The sequence below is a fragment of the Kitasatospora sp. NBC_00458 genome, from assembly GCF_036013975.1.
Classification (GTDB): domain Bacteria; phylum Actinomycetota; class Actinomycetes; order Streptomycetales; family Streptomycetaceae; genus Kitasatospora.
The window spans coordinates 5,351,781-5,373,040 of record NZ_CP107904.1 but is presented as its reverse complement, the minus strand read 5'-3'; the positions used below and the strand labels follow the sequence as shown (position 1 = coordinate 5,373,040).

At 73.7% G+C, this 21,260-nt stretch carries 20 protein-coding genes; 7 read left to right on the top strand and 13 right to left on the bottom strand.

The genetic code is table 11. The annotated features are described in order from the left end of the window. Nucleotides 1-12: 12 nt before the first annotated feature. The 5 genes from OG550_RS22400 to mca form a co-directional block, all read right to left on the bottom strand. Nucleotides 13-765 (bottom strand): sterol desaturase family protein, encoded by a 753-nt coding sequence (locus OG550_RS22400; protein ID WP_327680247.1) that lies wholly within the window; start codon nucleotides 763-765, stop codon nucleotides 13-15. A 147-nt stretch (nucleotides 766-912) separates the two neighbouring features. Beyond that, complete coding sequence (locus tag OG550_RS22395; RefSeq protein ID WP_327680245.1) at nucleotides 913-1,866, bottom strand: GNAT family N-acetyltransferase; 954 nt, start codon at nucleotides 1,864-1,866, stop codon at nucleotides 913-915. A gap of 132 nt (nucleotides 1,867-1,998) precedes the next feature. Next, nucleotides 1,999-4,074, bottom strand: a complete 2,076-nt coding sequence (locus tag OG550_RS22390) for a thioredoxin domain-containing protein (protein WP_327680243.1) — start codon at nucleotides 4,072-4,074, stop codon at nucleotides 1,999-2,001. 43 nt (nucleotides 4,075-4,117) lie between these two features. Further along, nucleotides 4,118-4,309 (bottom strand): hypothetical protein, encoded by a 192-nt coding sequence (locus OG550_RS22385; protein ID WP_327680241.1) that lies wholly within the window; start codon nucleotides 4,307-4,309, stop codon nucleotides 4,118-4,120. Nucleotides 4,310-4,358: 49 nt separating this feature from the next. Then, a complete protein-coding gene (mca, locus tag OG550_RS22380; RefSeq protein WP_327680239.1) occupies nucleotides 4,359-5,264 on the bottom strand; it encodes a mycothiol conjugate amidase Mca in 906 nt (301 codons plus the stop codon). A gap of 243 nt (nucleotides 5,265-5,507) precedes the next feature. Here mca and OG550_RS22375 point away from each other — a divergent pair, with 243 nt between their 5' ends. Beyond that, on the top strand, nucleotides 5,508-5,918 hold the full coding sequence (locus OG550_RS22375) for a DUF4307 domain-containing protein (protein WP_327680237.1): 411 nt from the start codon (nucleotides 5,508-5,510) through the stop codon (nucleotides 5,916-5,918). A gap of 317 nt (nucleotides 5,919-6,235) precedes the next feature. After that, complete coding sequence (greA, locus tag OG550_RS22370) at nucleotides 6,236-6,739, top strand: transcription elongation factor GreA (RefSeq protein ID WP_327680235.1); 504 nt, start codon at nucleotides 6,236-6,238, stop codon at nucleotides 6,737-6,739. 160 nt (nucleotides 6,740-6,899) lie between these two features. Here the strand turns inward: greA and OG550_RS22365 are convergent, their stop codons facing one another. The 3 genes from OG550_RS22365 to ilvA form a co-directional block, all read right to left on the bottom strand. Beyond that, complete coding sequence (locus OG550_RS22365; RefSeq protein ID WP_327680233.1) at nucleotides 6,900-7,757, bottom strand: ABC transporter permease; 858 nt, start codon at nucleotides 7,755-7,757, stop codon at nucleotides 6,900-6,902. Nucleotide 7,758: 1 nt separating this feature from the next. After that, nucleotides 7,759-8,826, bottom strand: coding sequence for an ATP-binding cassette domain-containing protein (locus OG550_RS22360; RefSeq protein WP_327680231.1), 1,068 nt, complete (start codon nucleotides 8,824-8,826; stop codon nucleotides 7,759-7,761). A gap of 228 nt (nucleotides 8,827-9,054) precedes the next feature. Continuing rightward, on the bottom strand, nucleotides 9,055-10,266 hold the full coding sequence (ilvA, locus tag OG550_RS22355) for a threonine ammonia-lyase (protein ID WP_327680228.1): 1,212 nt from the start codon (nucleotides 10,264-10,266) through the stop codon (nucleotides 9,055-9,057). Between the two features lie 122 nt (nucleotides 10,267-10,388). Between ilvA and OG550_RS22350 the strand changes: the two genes are divergently transcribed. Then, nucleotides 10,389-10,922 (top strand): MarR family winged helix-turn-helix transcriptional regulator, encoded by a 534-nt coding sequence (locus OG550_RS22350; protein ID WP_327680226.1) that lies wholly within the window; start codon nucleotides 10,389-10,391, stop codon nucleotides 10,920-10,922. Here the strand turns inward: OG550_RS22350 and OG550_RS22345 are convergent. Then, nucleotides 10,903-12,057, bottom strand: a complete 1,155-nt coding sequence (locus OG550_RS22345; RefSeq protein ID WP_327680224.1) for a cystathionine gamma-synthase — start codon at nucleotides 12,055-12,057, stop codon at nucleotides 10,903-10,905. The two genes, OG550_RS22350 and OG550_RS22345, sit on opposite strands and share 20 nt — an antisense overlap. A gap of 242 nt (nucleotides 12,058-12,299) precedes the next feature. On the opposite strand from OG550_RS22345, the gene msrA reads away from it, so the two are divergent. Together msrA and OG550_RS22335 are read left to right on the top strand one after the other, a co-directional pair. Then, a complete protein-coding gene (gene msrA / locus OG550_RS22340) occupies nucleotides 12,300-12,968 on the top strand; it encodes a peptide-methionine (S)-S-oxide reductase MsrA (protein ID WP_327680222.1) in 669 nt (222 codons plus the stop codon). A 118-nt stretch (nucleotides 12,969-13,086) separates the two neighbouring features. After that, nucleotides 13,087-13,455, top strand: coding sequence for a cupin domain-containing protein (locus OG550_RS22335; RefSeq protein WP_327680220.1), 369 nt, complete (start codon nucleotides 13,087-13,089; stop codon nucleotides 13,453-13,455). Between the two features lie 28 nt (nucleotides 13,456-13,483). Here the strand turns inward: OG550_RS22335 and OG550_RS22330 are convergent, their stop codons facing one another. The 4 genes from OG550_RS22330 to OG550_RS22315 form a co-directional block, all read right to left on the bottom strand. Beyond that, complete coding sequence (locus OG550_RS22330; RefSeq protein WP_327680218.1) at nucleotides 13,484-13,981, bottom strand: DUF1203 domain-containing protein; 498 nt, start codon at nucleotides 13,979-13,981, stop codon at nucleotides 13,484-13,486. 163 nt (nucleotides 13,982-14,144) lie between these two features. Next, nucleotides 14,145-15,482 (bottom strand): L,D-transpeptidase, encoded by a 1,338-nt coding sequence (locus OG550_RS22325; protein ID WP_327680216.1) that lies wholly within the window; start codon nucleotides 15,480-15,482, stop codon nucleotides 14,145-14,147. A 182-nt stretch (nucleotides 15,483-15,664) separates the two neighbouring features. Continuing rightward, entirely contained in the window at nucleotides 15,665-16,003 is a 339-nt protein-coding gene (locus OG550_RS22320; RefSeq protein ID WP_327680214.1) for a hypothetical protein, read from the bottom strand. Nucleotides 16,004-16,645: 642 nt separating this feature from the next. Beyond that, the gene (locus OG550_RS22315; RefSeq protein ID WP_327680213.1) at nucleotides 16,646-18,049 is read right to left on the bottom strand and encodes a cystathionine beta-synthase; all 1,404 of its coding nucleotides are present in this window, start codon (nucleotides 18,047-18,049) and stop codon (nucleotides 16,646-16,648) included. Nucleotides 18,050-18,422: 373 nt separating this feature from the next. Here OG550_RS22315 and OG550_RS22310 point away from each other — a divergent pair, with 373 nt between their 5' ends. After that, nucleotides 18,423-19,646, top strand: coding sequence for an SGNH/GDSL hydrolase family protein (locus OG550_RS22310; protein WP_327680211.1), 1,224 nt, complete (start codon nucleotides 18,423-18,425; stop codon nucleotides 19,644-19,646). 112 nt (nucleotides 19,647-19,758) lie between these two features. Continuing rightward, nucleotides 19,759-20,979, top strand: coding sequence for an acetyl-CoA C-acetyltransferase (locus OG550_RS22305; protein WP_327680209.1), 1,221 nt, complete (start codon nucleotides 19,759-19,761; stop codon nucleotides 20,977-20,979). The last annotated feature ends 281 nt before the right edge of the window (nucleotides 20,980-21,260 follow it).

The window sequence follows — 21,260 nt, the reverse complement described above, 5'->3', positions numbered from 1 at the left end:
CGCCCGGCGTCCTCAGGCCGCCGGGTCGTCGGCCGTCCGGCGGGTGTCGTACCCGGGGTCGATGGTGCCGAACAGCCGGTCCCAGACGGTGGTGTAGAAGCCCAGGTTGACCCCCGGGTCGAGGTGGTGGCCGACGTGGAACATCGGCAGCGCCACCCAGCGGAACACCGCGAGCCGCCGCACCCGGGCCGGGAACGGCTCCACGCCGAGGTGGCCGAGCAGGCCGAACACCAGGTTGACCACCACGTAGCCGGCCAGGGCGAGGGCGGAGATCTCCCAGAGGCAGAGCACCGCGAGCCAGGTCCCGCCGAAGCCCAGCACCTCCAGCGGGTGCAGCACGAAGAGGGTGGACGGGCGAGGGTCCGGGTAGCGGTGGTGCATCTCGTGCGCCAGGCGGTAGAGCCGGCGCCGGTGGGCGAGCCAGTGGCCCGCGTACATCAGGGCGTCCATCACCAGGGAGAACAGCAGCAGGTCGACCAGTGCGCGTACGCCGGTGTCCGCCGACAGCCGGAGCCGGCCGTCCTGCCAGAGCGCCCAGCCGACCACCCCCACCGCGGAGTTGAGCAGAACGGCGGTGACCGTCAGCAGCCACTCGCGACGGTCCGGCGGCGGGGGCGGCGGGGCCACCCTCCGGTCGCCGAAGCGGCGGACCAGCAGGCCGCCGGCGACCACCGCGGCGGCGAACAGCGCGAGGTTCCCGGCCAGCGCGCCGAGCACCACCTCGACCGGGCCCAGCCGGCCCGCCCACCCGAGCAACCCGTCCACCGTGGCCACCTCCCCCGGCCGCCGTCGCGGCCGCTCCCGTCCGGTTCCGACGCCGGGCCCGGGCGGGCGGTTCCCCCTGCCCCGCACCACCGGGTCGCCGCAGGCACAGCCTGCCGTCCGGTGCCCGATGCCCGATGCCCGGGCTGCTCAGGCCGCTCCGGTCGCTGCGGCCGCCGCGGCCCGGAACTCCAGCACCGTGCAGTCCTCCACCGGCCGGTACCCGATCTGCCGGTAGATCGAGTTGCTCGTCGGGTTGGACAGGTCGGTGTACAGCAGGACCTCCGTCGCGCCGAGCCCCAGCGCGTGGGCCGAGGCGGCCGCCGTGACGCCGCTGGCGTAGCCGTGCCCGCGGTGCTCGGGCGGGGTGTAGACCGGTCCGATCCGGGACATCCCGGCGAGCACCGCGCTGTGCCCGGCGAGCGCGACCGGCCGTCCGCCGTCCTCCCAGAGGTGCAGCTGCCGGTCGGCGATCCGGTCGTCGGCGAGCGCCGCGACGTCGGTGGGCGTCAGCCGGGCCTCGACCAGGAACCGTCCGAGCCAGTCGATCACCAGCTCGCGCTCGGCCGGGCCGGCGAGCCGGGACCGGCCGGCGGGCGGACGCGGCGGCGCGGGCGGCCCGCCCAGCCGGTAGAGCCGCTCCCTGGTCCGGACGGACGCCGTGGCACCGGTGGCGGCCTGCCAGGCGGCGGAGAACGCCGCCACGGCGTGGTCGCCGCCGGCCACCTCGGTGACGTCCACGGGCACCGCGCCCGGACCGGACCCGTTCCCCGCCCCGTCCGCTGGACCGTCGCCGTTCGCGGCGGGTCCGACGGCCGGGCTACCGGCCAGCTCGGCCGCCAGCTCGGCGGCCGCCCGGTCCGGCATCTCCCCGAGCCGCAGTCCGAACGGGGGCGTCCGCAGGAAGGCGCCGCCGACCGGCCCGCCCGGCTCGGGGCACCACCAGCCGAAGACCGGCACCCGCTCGCCGTAGTAGTGCGGACCGCGCGCCCTCAGCCGGTTCACCACCGTCAGCAGCACGGTGTTCCGGGCCGGGCTCGCGGCGAGGAACCCGCCCGCCCGGGCGTGGAAGTCGTCGACGGAAGTGCTCAGGGTCCAGGCCATGGCCCATCCTCGCCCGGCCCTTCCTCCGAGCACCACCCGTTATCCCGGGCCGCTCCCCCGGGGGGCACGGAGCCGTGCTCGCGGGGCCGTGCTCGCGGGGCCGTGCTCGCGGGGCCGGTCACGCAGCCGTGCTCACGAGGCCGGGCGGCCGCCCGCCTCCTCCGACACCCCCAGCCGCTCCGCCAGCACCGCCGGGTCGGTGGTCGGCGCGTCGCAGGCGAAGTGCCGGCAGACGTAGGCGGCGGGCGCCCCGCCGACCAGCGGCCGGTCCGTCAGCAGCGGCACCTCGTCGCCGCCCGCGCCCGGCTCGCCGAGCGCGACCACCGCGCCGGGCGCGGTGCCCAGCAGCGCGGCCCGGTGCAGCGCGGCCGTCGCCGGGTCGCCGGCCGGCCCGATCACGGCGACCTCGCGCGGCCCGTCGGCCAGCGCCTCGGCGGCGGCCAGGCCCCAGCCGATGAACCGGGGGGCGCGCGGCGCGAGCGCGCCGACGATGGAGAGCGCACGCTCGGCGGCGGTCCGGTGCCGGGCCGAGCCGGTGTACGCGGCGTACGTGAGCAGGGCGTTGGCGGCGGCGGTCCAACCGGACGGGGTCGCGTTGTCGGTCGGATCCTGCGGACGCCGGATCAGCTCCTCGGCGTCGTCGGCGGTGTCGAACAGCGCGCCGGTGGCCTCGTCGGCGAAGTGCTTCAGCACGGTGTCCAGCAGCCCGCCGGCCAGGTGGAGCCACTCGGCCTCCCCGGTGACGGCGAACAGCGCGAGGAAGCCCTCGGCGGTGTCGGCGTAGTCCTCCAGCACACCCGCGTTGGTGCCCGGCCGGCCGTCCCGGGAGGTGCGCAGCAGCCGGCCCTCGGGGGTCAGGTGGACGGCGAGCAGCAGGTCGGCGGCGCGTTCGGCGGCCTCGACGAGGTCGGGCCGGTCCAGCAGGGCGCCGGTCTCGGCGAGGGCGGCGACGGCCAGCCCGTTCCACGCGGCGACCACCTTGTCGTCCCGGGCGGGCACCGGGCGCGCGGCCCGTGCCTCGAACAGCCGGGCCCGGACGCGCTCGTACGCGGCTTCGTCCTCCGGGTCGGCGAGCAGCTGGAGCACCGAGGTCCCGTGCTCGAAGGTCCCCGCCCCGGTCACCTCGAACAGTTCGGCGGCGTACCGGCCGTCCGCCTCCCCGAGGACCTCGGCCAGCTGGGCGGGCGTCCACACGTAGTACGCCCCCTCGACCTGGCGGCCGGTCTCCGGGTCAGGGCTGTCCGCGTCCAGCGCCGAGGCGAACGCACCCTCGGGGGTGCGCAGTTCGCGCAGCAGGAAGTCCGCGGTGGTCAGCGCGGTGCGGCGGGCGAGCGGGGATCCGGTGGCCCGCCACAGGTGCAGGTAGGCGCGGAGCAGCAGCGCGTTGTCGTAGAGCATCTTCTCGAAGTGCGGGACGACCCAGCCGGCGTCCACCGCGTACCGGGCGAAGCCGCCGCCGAGCTGGTCGTGGATGCCGCCGCGGGCCATCGCCTCCCCGGTGCGGACGGCCATCTCCAGCGCCGCCTCCGAACCGGTCCGGGCGTGGTGGCGCAGCAGGTACTCGACGACCATGGCCGGCGGGAACTTGGGCGCCCCGCCGAATCCGCCGCGGAGCTCGTCGAAGTCGCGGCTGAGCGCGACCAGTGCCTCGTGCAGCCCGGTCTCCCCGGGCGGCTGGTGGACGCCGCTGCCGACCGCGTACACCGAGGCGCGGTCGGCCAGGTCGGCGCGGATCCGGGCGGCGACCTCGCCGACCTCCTCGCGCCGGTCCCGCCAGGCCGCGTGGACGCCCTCCAGCACCTGCCGGAAGGACGGCATGCCGTGGCGCGGCTCGGGCGGGAAGTAGGTGCCGAAGTAGAACGGCTCCTTGTCGGGCGTCAGGAAGACGGTCATCGGCCAGCCGCCCTGCCCGGTCGCCGCCTGCACCGCCTCCATGTACACGGCGTCGACGTCGGGGCGTTCCTCCCGGTCGACCTTCACTGCCACGAACCGCTCGTTGGCGTACGCCGCCACGGCCGCGTCCTCGAAGGACTCGTGCGCCATCACGTGGCACCAGTGGCAGGCCGCGTACCCGACCGACAGCAGAACGGGCACCCCGCGCCGTTCGGCCTCCGCGAACGCCTCCGGCCCCCACGGCCACCAGTCCACCGGGTTGTCGGCGTGCTGCTGCAGGTACGGGGACGTCGCGTCGGCGAGGCGGTTCGGCATGCCCCCATCCTTGCGCATCGGCGCGCCGGAAGGGGGTCGGACCTCACTCCTTCGGAGCCTCCGGCTGCTCGACGAAGTCGACCTTCTTGAACTGCCGGTTCATCGACTTGGCCAGGAACCAGGTGGCCACGCCGAGGGCGGCGAAGACGACGAAGCCCAGCAGGCCGGGAGTGACCTTGGCGTCGTCGACGGCGAGCTCGGCGGCGAGGTGGGTGAGGTTCACGGAGGCGCTCATATCTCTATGGTGGCCCGGCTCACGGGGAGCCGGGCCGTCGGGGGGTGGTTCAGTCGCGCGTGTCGGCCGCTTCGGCCGTCAGGCTGGGGGTGCGGAGGCCGGCGAACAGGTCGTCCTCCGGCAGGTCCACGTCGATCAGGGTACGGGCGAGCTCGTAGTCCTCCGTGGGCCAGACCTCGCGCTGGACCTCCAGCGGGACGCGGAACCAGGGGCCGTCCGGGTCGATCTGGGTGGCGTGCGCGATCAGCGCGCGGTCCCGGGTCTCGAACCAGTCGTCGCAGCGGACCCGGGTGGTGATCTCGCGCTCCTTGCGGCCGCTCTTCTCCCAGCCGGCGATCCACTCGCCGTAGGGGGACTCGTGGCCGTTCTCGGTGAGGTACCGGTGCAGCGCGCGGATCCGGCCCATCGGGAAGCCGTGGTTGTAGTAGACCTTCAGCGGCTGCCAGGGCTCGCCGGCGTCCGGGTAGGCGTCCGGGTCGCCGGCCGCCTCGAAGGCCCGCATGGTGATCTTGTGGGTCATGATGTGGTCGGGGTGCGGGTAGCCGCCGTTCTCGTCGTAGGTCGTGACGACCTGCGGCTTGAACTCCCGGATCAGACGGACCAGCGGTTCGGCCGCCTCCTCGACGTCCTTGAGGGCGAAGCACCCCTCGGGCAGCGGGGGCAGCGGGTCGCCCTCCGGCAGGCCCGAGTCCACGAAGCCCAGCCAGGCCTGCTTGACCCCGAGGATCGCACGGGCCTCGTCCATCTCCTTGGCCCGGACCTCGTGGATGTTCTCCTCGATCTCCGGCCGGCCCTGCAGCTTGGGGTTGAGAACCGACCCGCGTTCCCCCCCCGTGCAGGTGGCCACGAGCACGTCCACCCCCTGGTCGACGTACATGGCCATGGTCGCCGCGCCCTTGCTGGACTCGTCGTCCGGGTGGGCGTGCACCGCCATCAGTCGCAACTGCTCAGTCAACGCGTGCGTTCCTTCCACAATGTCTGGGCGTCCCGCGCAAGCCGGTCTGCCCACCGTCTGAGCCGCTCGGTACGGGGACCGCGTCACCGCGGGACCGGCCGCCGCACCTTCCGCCGACACGGCCGAGCCCCGCCCCCGCCGGACCGGCCGTGGGCGTGCCCCTCCTATAGTGACGGACTGGAGGAGCACCGCATTCCCCCGCACCACCCGCGCGCGGCCCTCCCCACGAGAGGACTGAGCCCGATGACCGCAGGCACCAGGACGCCGCAGCCGCCCGAGGGGCGCTACGGACGGCGCGGCGACCGCGAGGCGGACCGCCGGCTCAAGGTGATCGGTGCGGTCTGCGGGGTGCTGGCCCTGGGTCTGATCACCTGGCTGGGAGCCTCCTACCTGATCCGCGAGACGAAGATCAACGGCGCCGTGCCGTCCTTCGAGGCGGTCTCCGACACCGAGATGCAGCTGCACCTGTCGGTGCGCAAGAGCGACGGCACCGCGGGCAGCTGCACCGTCCGCTCGCAGAGCGAGGACGGTGCCGTGGTCGGGGTGGCCGACTTCGCGGTGCCGGCGGACGGTTCCGGCTACGACGCGGTGGTCAGCCTGCGCACCACGGCCCGCGGCACCACCGCCCAGCTGCTCGGCTGTACTCCCCGGTAGGACCCCGGGGAGGGCGCGCCACCGGTGGTCGCGGGCGGCGCCGTCCGGCCAGTGCGCATATTCGATCAGGAGAGCGGGCATCCGTAGGGGAAGTCCAGCGCACCGATCCTGTACATCTCGGCGCAACGCCGATGTCAATGTCGCGCCAACGACCCTCCCGCTTGTCGGCGGGAGTTGTTAGGCTCGTGGTTTCGCCCCTTCCGCACCAGCTGGTACGGGAGCGGGCGTTGCTTTGTAGTTAAGACCGATATCAGCACCACCAGACGCGCTGACGACTCACACCCTCAGCACAGCCCCAGCACCTACGAGGAGCACCCGTGACCCAGACCAGCGAGAACGTGACCTGGCTCACTCAGTCCGGCTACGACCAGCTCAAGGCCGAACTGGACCACCTGACCGGCCCCTGGCGCATCGAGATCGCCCAGAAGATCGAGGCCGCGCGCGAAGAGGGTGACCTCAAGGAGAACGCCGGTTACCACGCGGCCAAGGAGGAGCAGGGCAAGTACGAGCTGCGCATCCGCCAGCTCACCCAGCTGCTGGAGCGCGCCAAGGTCGGCGAGGCTCCCGCCGACTCGGGCGTGGTGGCGCCGGGCATGGTCGTGACGGTCGCCTTCGACGGCGACGAGGACGACACCATGAAGTTCCTGCTCGGCTCGCGCGAGGTGGTCGGCGACGACGACGACCTGGACATCTACTCGCCGCAGTCCCCGCTGGGCCGCGCCATCGACGGCAAGACGATCGGCGACGAGGCCACCTACGAGCTGCCGAACGGCAAGCGGGCCATGGTCAAGATCGTCGAGGTCAAGCCCTACACCGGCTGACCCGGCCGACGGCCCGCGCACCCGGCTGACGAACACCGCCGGGGCCGCGCGCCGACCGGCCCCCGCAGAACGCCGCCGAGGGCGGCCGTGGCACTGGTCCACGGCCGCCCTCGCGCGTACCCACCCGCCGACCGCCCGGCCCACCGCCGGCGGCCCGCGGTCAGCCCACGGCCGACCGGTACTTGCGCACCGACAGCCAGGAGAACGCCGCGATGATCACCAGTGACCAGAGCACCGACATCAGCTCCGCGTGCTGCATCGGCCAGGCGTCGTCCACCGGCCCCACCTGGTTGCCGAAGAGGTTCCGGCAGGCCTGCACGGTGGCGCTGAACGGGTTCCAGTAGGCGATCCCCTGCAGCCAGCCCGGCATCGAGCTGACCGGCACGAAGGCGTTCGAGATGAACGTCAGCGGGAAGAGCCAGATCAGCCCGGCCGAGGTGGCCGCCTCGGGGCTGCGCACCGAGAGGCCGATCAGCGCGCCGATCCAGGAGAAGGCGTAGCCGAGCAGGAGCAGCAGCCCGAACGCGGCCAGCGCGGACAGCAGTCCCTCGTGGATCCGCCAGCCGACCAGCAGCGCCACCAGGGCGAGCACCACCAGGGTGAACGCGGTCTGGACGAGGTCCGCGAGGGTGCGGCCGACCAGCACCGCCGAGCGGGCCATCGGCAGCGAGCGGAACCGGTCCACCAGGCCCTTGGACATGTCCTCGGCGATGCCCGCGGAGGCGCCGGCCGTCGCGAAGGTGACCGTCTGGGCGAAGATGCCGGCCATCAGGAACTGGATGTACGTCGAGGAGCTGGACTGCGTCCCGGGGATCTGGATCGCCCCGCCCATGACGTACGAGAAGAGCAGCACGAACATCACCGGCTGCATCAGGCCGAACACCACGATCTCGGGTATCCGGGTCATCCGCCGCAGGTTGCGCTTGGCTACCACCCAGGAGTCGTGCAGGATGGCGGCCGCTCCCCGGCGCTGCTTGGGCACCGCCCCGCCGATGGCGTGCTGGGTGGCGGTCGTCATCTCACAGCTCCTTGCCGGCCGTGACGGCCTGCTTGTCCGGACCCTGGCCGTCGGCGTCCTCGCCGCCCCGGCCGCGGCCCTTGCCGCGGCCGCCCCCGCCCTTGCCGGCGTCGCCGTTCTCGTCCCCGGCCTCGGTGGCGTGGCCGGTGAGCGAGAGGAAGACGTCGTCCAGGGTCGGACGGCGCAGGCCGATGTCGTCGATCTCGATGGACCGGCTGTCCAGCTCGCGGATCACGTCGGCGAGCACCCGGGCGCCGCCGCTGACGGGCACCGTGATCCTGCGGGTGTTGCGCTCCACGGTCGGCTCGCCCTGGGCGTACCCGGAGAGCGCGGAGAGCGCGTCGGCGACGAGGTCGGGGCGGTGCACCACGACCTCGATCCGCTCGCCGCCGATCTGCGCCTTGAGCTGGTCGGCGGTGCCGCGCGCGATCACCCGGCCGTGGTCGACCACGGCGATGTCGTGGGCGAGGCGGTCGGCCTCCTCCAGGTACTGGGTGGTGAGCAGCAGGGTGGTGCCCTGGTCGACCAGGGTCTCGATGACCTCCCACAGGGCGAGCCGGTTGCGCGGGTCGAGGCCGGTGGTCGGCTCGTCCAGGAACATCACCGGGGGGCGGACCACCAGCGCGGCGGCGAGGTCGAGCCGCCGGCGCATCCCGCCGGAGTAGGTCTTGGCGGTGCGGTCCTTGGCCTCGGCGAGGTTGAACCACTCCAGCAGTTCGAGCGCCCGGACCTTCGCCTCGCGGGCGGACATCTGGTAGAGCTCGCCGACCATCCGGAGGTTCTCGAAGCCGGTCAGGTACTCGTCGACCGCGGCGTACTGGCCGGAGAGCCCCATCAGGCTGCGGACCCGGTTGGGGTGCTTGAGGACGTCGACACCGGCGACCACCGCGCGCCCGGAGTCGGGGCGGAGCAGCGTGGTGAGGACGCGGACGGTGGTGGTCTTGCCGGCACCGTTCGGGCCGAGCAGCCCGAGCACCGTGCCCTCGGGGACGTCGAGGCTGACGCCGTCCAGGGCTCGTACGTCGCCGAAGGTCTTCACCAGGTTCTCGGCTTGGATGGCTGGCGCCATGGCCTGCCTCATCTCCTCGGACGAATGTGAGCGGGTCTGTCCCACTTTGCCCCGTGTTCGGGCGTGCGAGCGACTCGGTCCTCGCCGGTGGGCGACGGGATGCGATACATCGCGAGCCTGGCGGCACGCGATATATCGCGTCAAGGAAGAAAGCCCCGCCATCGTGACACGCGCCACTGACAACCGGGGGCCCACCGGCGCCGGCCCCGCCGGGCGGCGCCCCCGGCCCTACCGGGAGACCACGTACCCCGCGTCCCGCAGCTCGCCGAGCACCGCCGCGCAGTGCTCCGGCCCCTTGGTCTCCAGGTGGAGGTCCACCTCGACCTCGGTCAGCCCCAGCTGCGGGTCCACCCGCACGTGCGCCACGTCCAGGACGTTGGCGTCGACCTTCGTCAGCACCCCGAGCAGTCCGGCCAGCGCGCCCGGCCGGTCCGCCAGCCGCACCCGCAGCGACAGGTAGCGGCCGGCCGCCGCCAGGCCGTGCCGCAGCACCCGCTGCATCAGCTGCGGGTCGATGTTGCCGCCGGAGAGCACCGCCACGACCGGCCCCTCGAAGGAGTCCGGGTGCTCCAGCAGCGCCGCCACCGGACTCGCCCCGGCCGGCTCCACCACCAGCTTGAGCCGCTCCAGCCCGAGCAGCAGGGCCCGCGAGAGCGAGTCCTCGGTGACCGTCCGGACGCCGTCCGCCAGGGTGTTGACGATCTCGAACGGGATGTCCCCCGGCCGCCCGACCATGATCCCGTCCGCCATGGTGGCGAACCGCTCCAGCGAGACCGGGCGCCCGGCCGCCAGCGACGGCGGGTACGCCGCGGCGCCCGCCGCCTGCACCCCGACCACCCGCACGTCCGGCCGCAGCGGCTTGACCGCCGCCGCGATCCCGGCCAGCAGCCCGCCCCCGCCCACCCCGACCAGGATGGTGCGCACCTCGGGGCACTGCTCCAGGATCTCCAGCCCGACGGTGGCCTGCCCGGTGACGACGTCCCGGTGGTCGAAGGGGTGGATGAACACCGCGCCGCTCGCCTCCGCGTACCGCTGCGCGGCCTGCAGCGCCTCGTCCACGGTGGCGCCGTGCAGCCGGACCTCGGCGCCGTACTCGCGGGTCGCGGCGATCTTGGGCAGCGGCGCGGCCACCGGCATGAAGACGGTCGAGCGGACCCCGAGCAGCGAGGCCGCCAGCGCCACGCCCTGCGCGTGGTTCCCGGCGCTCGCCGCGACCACCCCGCCGGCCCGCTGCACCGGCGAGAGGCCCGCGATCCGCACGTACGCCCCGCGCAGCTTGAACGAGCCGGTGCGCTGCAGGTTCTCGCACTTCAGGTGGACCGGCGCGCCGACCAGTGCCGACAGGTGACGGCTGCCCTCCATCGGTGTCACCCGGGCGACCCCGGCGAGCATCTTCTGGGCGCCGCGGACGTCGTCGAGGGTGATCGGCCAGCTGTGCATGGAGGCAGCGTATGCCTTCGCGGAGCACCACCCCGGGACGTCGGACCTGTTCCCGGGCCCGCCCGGCCCGCGTACGCTGCTGGTTCTGAGCCTCTCTCACCGCACGACGATCGTGAGCCGCGATGACGACGACCTCGCCCCAGGCCACCCACCTCACCGACCCCGTGCACACCCAGCTCCAGTACCAGCTCGCCGTGTTCGCCCGCCGGATGGAACAGGTCCGCGGCTCCGACGGGGTGGCCGCCCTGGTCCGGGCCGCCTACCTGCTGCTGGAGCGTCTGGAGCGGGTCGGGCCCGCGAACGTCAAGGCCCTGGCCGACGCGCTCGGCGTCGACTCCTCCACCGTCACCCGGCAGGTCGCCCCGCTGGTGGCGGCCGGCCTGGTCGGCCGGGTCCAGGACCCGGCCGACCGGCGCGCCGTCCGGCTCGCCCTGACCCCGCTCGGCGCCGACCGGCTGGCCGAAGTCCGGGCCGGCCGGGCCGAGTTGACGCGACAGCTGGTGGCCGACTGGCCACCGGAGGAACAGCGCGCGTTCTGCGCCCTGCTGGCCCGCTTCAACCACTCCATGGAGTCGTACTCGGCGGGCCGGCAGAGCGCCCAGGACACGCCGCAGGGCGTGCCCGGGGCCGGGAGCCTCAGCCCAGCGCCTGCGTGAGGTCGGCCAGCAGGTCGTCGATCGACTCGATGCCCACCGAGACGCGCACCAGGTCGGCCGGCACCTCCAGGGCCGAACCGGCCACCGAGGCGTGGGTCATCCGGCCCGGGTGCTCGATCAGCGACTCCACGCCGCCCAGCGACTCGCCGAGGGTGAACAGCCGGGCCCGGTTGCAGACCTCGACCGCCGCCTCCTCGCCGCCGTTGACGCGGAACGACACCATGCCGCCGAACGCCTTCATCTGCTTGGCGGCGATGTCGTGGCCCGGGTGCTCGGGCAGACCCGGGTAGAGCACCTGGCTGACCTTGGGGTGGCCCGCCAGCAGCTCGGCGACCTTCTCCGCGTTGGAGCTGTGCCGGTCCATCCGGACGCCCAGGGTCTTGATGCCGCGCAGCACCAGCCAGGCGTCGAACGGGCCGGAGACCGCGCCCATCGCGTTCTGGTGGTAGGCGACCTCCTCGCCCAGCGCCGCGTCGGCCAGCACCAGGGCGCCGCCGACCACGTCCGAGTGGCCGCCCATGTACTTGGTGGTCGAGTGCACGACCGCGTCGGCGCCGAGCGCGATCGGCTGCTGCAGGTACGGGCTGGCGAAGGTGTTGTCGACCACCAGCAGCGCGCCGGCGCCGTGCGCGATCTCGGCCAGCGCGGCGAGGTCGGTGATGCCCAGCAGCGGGTTGGACGGGGTCTCCACCCACACCGCGCGGGTGTTGGGGCGCAGCGCCTCGCGGACGGTCGACAGGTCCTGGGTGTTGGCGACGGAGAACTCGACGCCCCAGCGGGTCAGCACCTTGGCGAAGAGCCGGAAGGTGCCGCCGTAGGCGTCGTTGGGGATGACGATGTGGTCGCCCGGCTTGAGGACGGTCCGCAGCAGGGTGTCCTCGGCGGCGAGGCCGGAGGCGAAGGCGAGGCCGCGGGAGCCGCCCTCCAGCGCGGCGAGGCACTCCTCCAGCGCGGTACGGGTCGGGTTGGCGCTGCGGCTGTACTCGTAGCCGCCCCGCAGGCCGCCCACCCCGTCCTGCTTGTAGGTGGACACCTGGTAGATCGGCGTGACGACGGCCCCGGTCTGGGGGTCTGCTTCCTGACCCGCGTGGATGGCGAGGGTCTCGAAGCCCTGGGGAAGCTGGTGCTCGGTCATGCTCCGAGCGTAGTCGGCGAACGGCGGGGTGCCGCCCCGAAGGCGGAGACGCCCCGGTCCCGGCCGGTGCCGCGGCCGCCTCCGGGGGCCTGCCCGGGCCTCCCGGGCGGCCCCCGGAGGCGCCCGGGGCCTCCCCTGCGCCCTGCCGCGCCGTCCGGGGCGGCTGGGCCCGGCCCCGGAATCACCGGCGGCCCGTCCGCGTTGGAACCTCCGCAACCCTTCCCGACCAGCTGGAGCAGGCCGTGCTGTTCAACCGCCACAAGACCTCGCTCGTCCCCGCCGACCAGGCGCTGCCCGGCCGGGAGGCCCCGGCCTTCACCCTCCGCGAGCCGCACACCGTGCTCGGCCACCCGCTCACCGGCCCGTACCCGGCGGGGCTGGAGGTGGCCGACTTCGGGCTGGGCTGCTTCTGGGGCGCCGAGCGGACGTTCTGGCGCCTGCCGGGCGTCTGGACGACGCTGGTCGGCTACCAGGGCGGCCACACCCCGAACCCGACGTACGAGGAGGTGTGCAGCGGTCTGACCGGGCACACCGAGGCGGTCCGAGTGGTGTTCGACCCCGCCGTGACCTCCTACGAGCAGCTGCTGAAGACCTTCTGGGAGTCGCACGACCCGACCCAGGGCAACCGCCAGGGCAACGACGTCGGCACCCAGTACCGGTCCGCGGTCTACACCCACTCCCCGGCCCAGGCGGCCGCCGCCGTCGCCACCCGGGACGCCTTCCAGCCTGCGCTCACCGCGATCGGGCTCGGCCCGGTGACCACCGAGATCGCCCCGGCGGGCCCGTTCTACCCCGCCGAGCCGTACCACCAGCAGTACCTGTCCGACGCCAAGAACCCGAACGGCTACTGCGGCCTCGGCGGGACCGGCGCCAGCTGCCCGATCGGGGTGGCCCGGACCGCCGAGGGCTGAGCCGCGGGTCCTTCCCGGCTGTCCGGCGCCGCTCCGCGGGCGCAGACTGGAAGGACCAGTAGGGCGGCTCCGTCACCCCTTCCGGTGGCGGGGCCGCCCCGTCTCCGAGGAGCCCGTCATGGCCGGCCTCATCCGCAGAAGCTTCGACACCGATCCCGAGGAAGTCCGCCCCTTCGAGGAGGGCAAGGGAGAGGTGCGCCTGGTCAACCTGGACGGCGGCGCCGTCGGACGGGGGGTGTTCGAGCCCGGCTGGCGGTGGTCGAAGCACATCAGGCCCCTCGCGGGCACGGACAGCTGCCAGGCCGCCCACGTCGGCTACGTCGTCTCCGGCCGGATGACGATCGTCATGGACGACGGCGAGCAGGCCGAGTTCGGCCCCGGCGACTTCATGGTCTGCCCGCCCGGCCACGACGCCTGGGTGGTGGGCGACGAGCCGGCGGTCGTGCTCGACTGGCAGGGCTTCGGCGACTACGCCAAGCGCGCCTGAACACCCCTCCCCCGTGCCTCCGGGGTGCTCAGCCCCGCCGGACCTCGTGCATGAAGCACCCGTAGTGCAGCGCGCGGACGTGCACCACGGCCACCTCCGGGTCGGCGAGCAGCGTCGCCGCCGCCACCTCGGCGGTCTCCGGGTCGACCGGGACGCCGCCCAGGATGTGCCCGCGCCGGTCGTAGGCGCGCAGCACCCGCTCGCTGCCGTGGAACCCGGTCGGCCAGCCGTCGCCGCCGGGACCGGCGCACGGGCCGTCGTGCAGGAAGACCGGGCCGATCTCGTCGTACGGGCCCGGCTCGGCCCCGGTCTCGGCGGCCCAGCGGCGCAGCGGCGCGTAGCCGACCAGGGCGATCCGGTCGCCCGGCAGCGCCTTGGTCAGGCAGCAGCGCAGCGGTGCGCCGCCGGTCTCGTCGACGGAGCGGACGGGGGGACGGCCCGCGTCGTCGCGCACCAGCAGGGTGCGGTGGACGGCCGGGTCGATCGGGCGGACGGCCAGGGCGGGAGCGGTGGAGGTTGTCGTCATGCCGTCCACCCTGCCGTCGGACCGGCGCCGGGACCGGCGGTTTTCGGCCGTCGCGCTGGACCGGCCGGACCGGCGTCGCCCCTGGGGCACCCCGGCGCGGTCCGGTGCGGTCCGGTGCGGTCCGGTGCGGTCCGGGGAGATTCCCCCGGGGGCCCGGACGGCGTCAGAGCGCGCTGCCGGCCTTCCAGTCGGCCCAGCCCATGTTCCAGCCGTTGAGCCCGTTGGAGGGCACCACCGTCTTGTCGCCGGAGTTCACGACCTCGACCACGTCGCCGATCATCGAGCTCTTGAAGAACTTGTAGCCGTCGGCGCCCTGGTCCTGGCCGCCCTTGACGTCCCGCAGGCCGATGCAGCCGTGGCTGGTGTTCTGGCTGCCGAAGATCGACGTCGGGGACCAGTAGTTGCCGTGGATGAAGGTCCCGGAGGTGCTGAGCCGCTGGGCGTGCGGGACGTCCGGGATGTCGTACTCGCTGCCGAGGCCGACGGTCTGCGAGTTCATCCGGGTCTGCTGGTACTGCTCGGTGATCACCATCCTGCCGCCCCAGGTGCGGAACTCGGGCGAGCCGCCGGAGATCGCGTAGACGGCGCTGACCTGGCCGTCGGTGGTGACGGTGAGCTTCTTGGTGGCGAGGTCGGCGACGCTGGTCTGCGCCCGGCCGACGGTGAAGCGGACGTCCTTGGACTGGGTGCCGTAGACGCCCCTGGCGCCCTGGACGTCCTTCAGCCGGAGCTTGACGGTCACCTTGGTGCCCTTGGCCCAGTACTCCTGCGGCCGGAAGTCGAGGCGGGTGCTGGAGAACCAGTGCCCGACGATCTCGACGCCCGGCTCGGCTATGACGGTGATCGCCTGCTGGACGGTCTTGCGGTCGGTGACCGGCTTGCTGAAGTTGATGGAGACGGGCATGCCGACGCCGACGACCGAGCCGTCCTCGGGGGTGAAGTAGCCCACGAAGGTGTTGGCCGGGGTCGCCGTGGTGAAGACGGCGTTGGCGTCCGCCTCCAGCTTGTCCTTGTCGGTGGCGGCGGCGGTCACGGTGTACTTGGTGCCGCTGGCCGGTGCGGCGGCCGAGGTCCAGCTGCCGCCGTCGGCGGAGAGCTGGCCGGCCAGCGCCTTGCCGGTGGAGTCGGTGACCTTGACCGAGGTGAGGGTGCCGTTCGCGACGGTGACCTTGACCGGGTCGCTGAAGCTGGCCGCGGTGGAGCCGTCGGCGGGCGTCACGGTGATCACGGCGACCGAGGTCTTCGGCGTGCTGGTGGCACTGGGGGTCGCCTGGCCGCCGGAGCCGCCCGCACCCGTGGCGCCGGTGGCCGAACCGCCCGCGCCACCGCCGCCTCCGCCGGAGCCACCGGAGCCGCTGCCACCGGTGCCGCCGCTCTCGACGCCCTTGGTGTCGTTGCAGGCCGCCAGCAGCAGGACCGGGGCCCCGATCAGCCCGGCCAGCACACCGCGCCGGCTCCAGCTGCCTCCGGCCGACCGGCCCCGACCGTCCCCTGCCGTCACGTCGCCCACTCCCTGCTGATCATTCGGGCACTTACGGATAGGGAAACGCGTTCTGCGTGTTCACGGTTCCCACACCAACGGGTAGCGATCGTACGAGATGACGAAACTTACCGCCAAATATGGACAAAACGCCCGGCCTGTGGATCACAGGCCGGGCGGTCAGGAGCCGTGACGGGCACGCCCTACTCGGCGGCCTCCTCCACGGCGTACTCGTCCCACTCGTCGCCCTCGGGGTCGAAGTCGGTCTTCGCGGACTCCCAGGTCGCCGAGGCGAGCTCGACACCCGGGACGTCGCCGAGCAGCGCCACCGGGTCGATGAAGTGGGCGAGCGAACCCGACGGGTCCACCTCGATGGCGTCGACGGACTGCGCCCGCTCGTCGTCGTCGAGGTACTCGTCCGCCGCCACCTGCTGCAGGGCCGCCGCCTTCAGCGCGCCCTCGTCGGTGATCTCGGCGATGAGCTCGATGTGGAGCCGGACGTAGCGGGGAGCGTCCTGGCCGTTCGTGTCAGTGCTGGTCATGCGTGCGAGGTTACGGGAAACCGCCCGGGGCCGAAGGTCGCACCCGTACGGGGCGGGCCGCCGGACCCGGCCGCCCGGGAAGCGCGGCACACGGCGGAGCGGGGGACGACGCCGGGCGGAGCACGGCGGACGGGGCGGCGCGGACGGACGGTGACACGGGAAGGGCCGGTCCCTCCGAAGAGGGACCGGCCCTGCCGCCTCCGCCGGGCTCCCCCACCCGGGAGCCGCGGAGACGCGCCAAGCGGCGCGGTCGCCACGGGAGCCGCCGCACCCTGTGACCGGCCGGAGCCGGGCAGGGGCGGGACGACGGCGTCTCCCGCGGACAAGGACACCGCCGGCCGGGTCAGGGCCGGCCGTAGTGCCCGGAGACGATCGGCGACGCCGGGGAGCCGCTCCCGGACTGTCGTCGTCGCCTCGCTCGGCTTCTTGCCGTTGCCCACAACGATGCCGCAGCGTTGTTAAGCGCGTGCTGCGCGCAGGTGACACCGGTGTACCAGTTCGCCCGGAAACGGAACCTCAGCCGTCCGGTCGGGGTGGGCGGCTGACCGTCCCTCAGTGGCCGGGCCCAGGCGGACGGGCCCCAGCCGGACGGGCCCTCGGCGGACGGGCCCCTCGGCGGCCGGCACCTCAGTGGCCGGTCCCTCAGTGACCGGGGCGGCTGCCGGCGAGGAAGCCGAGCAGGTCCTGGCGGGTGACGATGCCCTGCGGCTTGCCCTCCACCAGCACCACCGCGGCGTCGGCCTTCTCCAGCACCGTCATCAGGTTGGTGACGGTCTCGCCCGAGCCGACCACCGGGAGCGGCTTGGACATCACCCTGTCCAGCGTGTCGGTCAGCTGGATCTCGTTCGCGAAGACGCCCTCCAGCAGCAGCTTCTCCGCCACCGAGCCGATCACCTCGCCGGCCATGATGTCCGGGTGGCCGGCGCCCGGCGAGACCACGGGCATCTGCGAGACGCCGTACTCGCGCAGCACCCGGACCGCCTCGGCGACGGTCTCGCTGGGGTGCATGTGGACGAACTGCGGGATGCCCTCGTGCTCGATGGCGTCCTTGCGGGCCAGCACCTCGCCGATGTGCGCCTCGTCGGTGGCGGACGGCAGGAAGCCGTAGTCGGCCATCCAGTCGTCGTTGAAGATCTTCGACAGGTAGCCGCGGCCGCCGTCCGGCAGCAGCACCACGACGACGTCGTCCGGGCCGAGCTTCTTGGCGACCTCCAGCGCGGCGACGACCGCCATGCCGCAGGAACCGCCGACCAGCAGGCCCTCCTCCTTGGCCAGGCGGCGGGTCATCTGGAACGAGTCCTTGTCGGAGACGGCGACGATCTCGTCCGCGACGCCGCGGTCGTAGGCGGTCGGCCAGAAGTCCTCACCGACGCCCTCGACCAGGTACGGCCGGCCGGTGCCGCCCGAGTAGACGGAGCCCTCGGGGTCGGCGCCGACCACCTTGACCTTGCCGCCGGAGGCCTCCTTCAGGTAGTTGCCGGTGCCCGAGATGGTGCCGCCGGTGCCGACGCCGGCCACGAAGTGGGTGATCCTCCCCCCGGTCTGCTCCCACAGCTCCGGGCCGGTGGAGTGGTAGTGCGAGGCCGGGTTGTCCGGGTTGGAGTACTGGTCCGGCTTCCAGGCGTTCGGGGTCTCCCGGACCAGGCGGTCGGAGACGTTGTAGTAGGAGTCCGGGTGCTCAGGGGCGACGGCGGTCGGGCAGACGACCACCTCGGCGCCGTACGCGCGCAGTGTGTTGATCTTGTCGGTGGACACCTTGTCCGGACAGACGAAGATGCACTTGTAGCCCTTCTGCTGGGCCACGATCGCCAGGCCGACGCCGGTGTTGCCGGAGGTCGGCTCGACGATGGTGCCGCCGGGCTTCAGGGCGCCCGAGGCCTCGGCGGCCTCGATCATGCGCATCGCGATCCGGTCCTTCACCGAGCCGCCGGGGTTGAAGTACTCGACCTTCGCGAGCACGGTCGCGCTGATCCCCTCGGTGACCTTGTTCAGCTTGACCAGCGGCGTGTTGCCGACCAGGTCGATGATCGAGTTGTGGTACCGCACGGGGGTCCTCCCGGTCTGTGGGCATGCGAGTGCTTTTCGGTACTGCAAAGCCTAGGCCGTGCCACCGGCCCCGGCCCGCCCCTTCCTCCCCACCCCGCCCACCGGCCACACCGGGAACCCGTCCGCACCTTCCGGCCGCCGCCCGCGGCGGCCTCCCGGCCCCTCCCGGCCCGGCCCGGCCGGTACCCGCGGCGGCCTCCCCGACCGCCGTCCGGGCCGCCGCCCCGCACCCCGCCCGGCGTCCCGCCCCGCACCCTCCCGTGCCACGAACGGCCCACCCCCGTCGTAGCCCGGCGCCAACCCGGGTAGGAGGGGTGTACACGCATCGGCAACGGCCCCTCGGGGCGGCACGAGGACGCGAAGGGGGAACCGGATGCCAGGGGCACACGAGTCGCGGGCCCGGGTGGCCCGCCGGATCGCCACCGCGGCGGCGTACGGCGGCGGAGGCCTCGGCCTGCTGGGCGTGGGCCTGGTCGGCCTGCTGCTGACCGAGAGCAAGCTGGCCGTCCAGGCCATCGGCGTCCTGGAGGGCGACCCGCCCCGGGCCGACGGCGTCTACGGCGAGGCCTTCGCCGACTCCGCCTCCGAGTCGCAGCCCCCGCTGGTGCTGGCCTTCCTCGGCGACTCCACCGCCGCCGGCCTCGGTGTGCTGCGGGCCAGGGAGACACCGGGCGCACTGCTCGCCGCAGGCCTGGCCTCGGTGGCCGAACGCCCGGTCCGGCTGGTGAACGTGGCGTTCTCCGGCGGCCGCTCCGCCGACCTGCCCGGCCAGCTGGAGCAGGCGCTGCCGCACCGCCCGGACGTCGCCGTGATCATGATCGGCGCCAACGACGTCACCCGGCACAGCCCGGCCCAGCTCGCGGTGCGCCAGCTCGGCGAGACGGTCGCGGCGCTGCGGGCCGCCGGCTGCGAGGTGGTGGTCGGGACCTGCCCGGACCTCGGGACGATCAAGCCGGTCCGTCCGCCGCTGCGCTGGGTGGCCCGCCGGCTCAGCCGCCAGCTCGCGGCCGCGCAGACCATCGCCGTGGTGGAGGCGGACGGCCGGACCGTCTCCCTCGGCTCGCTGCTCGGCCCGGAGTTCGCCGCCCGGCCGGAGATGTTCGCGGCCGACCGCTACCACCCGTCCGCGCAGGGGTACGCGACGGCCGCGATGGCGGTGCTGCCCTCGGTCTGCGCCGCACTGGGCCTCTGGCCTGAGGAGGAGCGGCCGGTCGGCCGGGTCCAGGGCGAGACGGTGCTGCCGGTGGCGGTGGCCGCGGCCGCGGCGGCCGGGCGGTCCGGTACGGAGGTGGCGGCGGTCGGAGCCGAGGGCGCGGTCCGGCGCTGGGCTCTGCTGCGGCACCGGCTCCGGGTCGGCCTGCCCGGCTCCTGGGCGGCCGCGGAGCCCGGCGCCGGCCAGGAGGCCGGTCAGGACGCCGGGCCGGGCGGCGGGCGGAACTCCGGAGCGGGCCCCGGCCAGGACGCCGGGTCGGGCACCGAACGGGACGCCGCCCCCGTACGGGCCCCCGCCCACCCCCCGGTCCGGGCCGCCCCGGCGCAGGTCACCGAGGACGGCAACACGTCGGCCAGCTCACACGCCGGGGCGGGTGACGCCTGACCTACCAGGCGGTAACTTTCCTCCCGGGCGCCCGTCGTCCGGCCCGCGCCCACCCGGCCCGGGACCGTCCCGGGCACCCCGTAGTCGAAGGTCACCCAGCGAGGAGCCCGCCATGCCCGAAGCCGTCATCGTCAGCGCCGCCCGTTCGCCGATCGGCCGGGCCTTCAAGGGCTCCCTCAAGGACGTCCGGCCCGACGACCTGACCGCGCAGGTCATCGGCGCCGCACTGGCCAAGGTGCCGCAGCTCGACCCCCGCACCATCGACGACCTGATGCTCGGCTGCGGCCTGCCCGGCGGCGAGCAGGGCCACAACCTGGCCCGCGTCGTGGCCGTGCAGATGGGCATGGACTACCTGCCCGGCGCCACCGTCACCCGCTACTGCTCGTCCTCGCTGCAGACCACGCGGATGGCACTGCACGCGATCAGGGCCGGCGAGGGCGACGTCTTCCTCTCCGCCGGCGTGGAGACGGTCTCCCGCAGCGTGAACGGCTCCTCGGACGGCATGCCGGGCACCATGAACCCGCTCTTCGACGAGGCCCAGGCCCGCACCGCCCGGCGCGCGGCGGAGGGCGGCGGCACGTGGCACGACCCGCGCGAGGACGGCCTGCTGCCGGACGCCTACATCGCGATGGGCCAGACCGCCGAGAACCTCGCCGCACTCAAGGGCGTCACCCGGGCCGAGCAGGACGAGTTCGGCGTCCGCTCGCAGAACCTCGCCGAGGCCGCCATCAAGGCCGGCTTCTGGGAGCGCGAGATCACCCCCGTGACGCTGCCCGACGGCACCGTGGTCTCCACGGACGACGGCCCGCGCGCCGGCGTCACGCTGGAGGGCGTCTCCGGCCTCAAGCCGGTGTTCCGCCCCGACGGCACCGTGACCGCCGGTAACTGCTGCCCGCTGAACGACGGCGCGGCCGCACTGGTCGTCATGTCCGACACCAAGGCCCGCGAGCTGGGGATCACCCCGCTCGCCCGGGTGGTCTCCACCGGAGTGAGCGCGCTCTCCCCCGAGATCATGGGCCACGGCCCGGTCGAGGCCTCGAAGCAGGCCCTCCGGCGGGCCGGCCTGACCATCGGCGACATCGACCTGGTCGAGATCAACGAGGCCTTCGCCGCCCAGGTCATCCCGTCCTACCGCGACCTGGGCGTCGACCTGGACCGGCTGAACGTCAACGGCGGTGCCATCGCGGTCGGCCACCCGTTCGGCATGACCGGCGCACGGATCACCACCACCCTGATCAACTCCCTGCAGTGGCACGACAAGCAGTTCGGTCTGGAGACCATGTGCGTCGGTGGCGGCCAGGGCATGGCGATGGTCATCGAGCGGCTCAGCTGACGTCCCGACGTCAACTCCGAAGGGTCCAGACCACCCATTTGGAGTGACCGTGCGTAATTGAGGGCCGGATCACACCGCGAGGTCGATCCGGCCCTCGATCCTGTCGTTTCCGGCTCGAAAATCGACAGTGCGGAGCGGATCAACTCCGCAGCGTAGAACGGTGTTACCTAACAATTTGGGGACAAGAGCGAAAGTCACAGACAAATCCGACATTGGCCACTGCAGTAACAGCCCCGTATGCGGCAGTGTGGAGACGTAACCCCGTTCCACTCCTCCCTAGG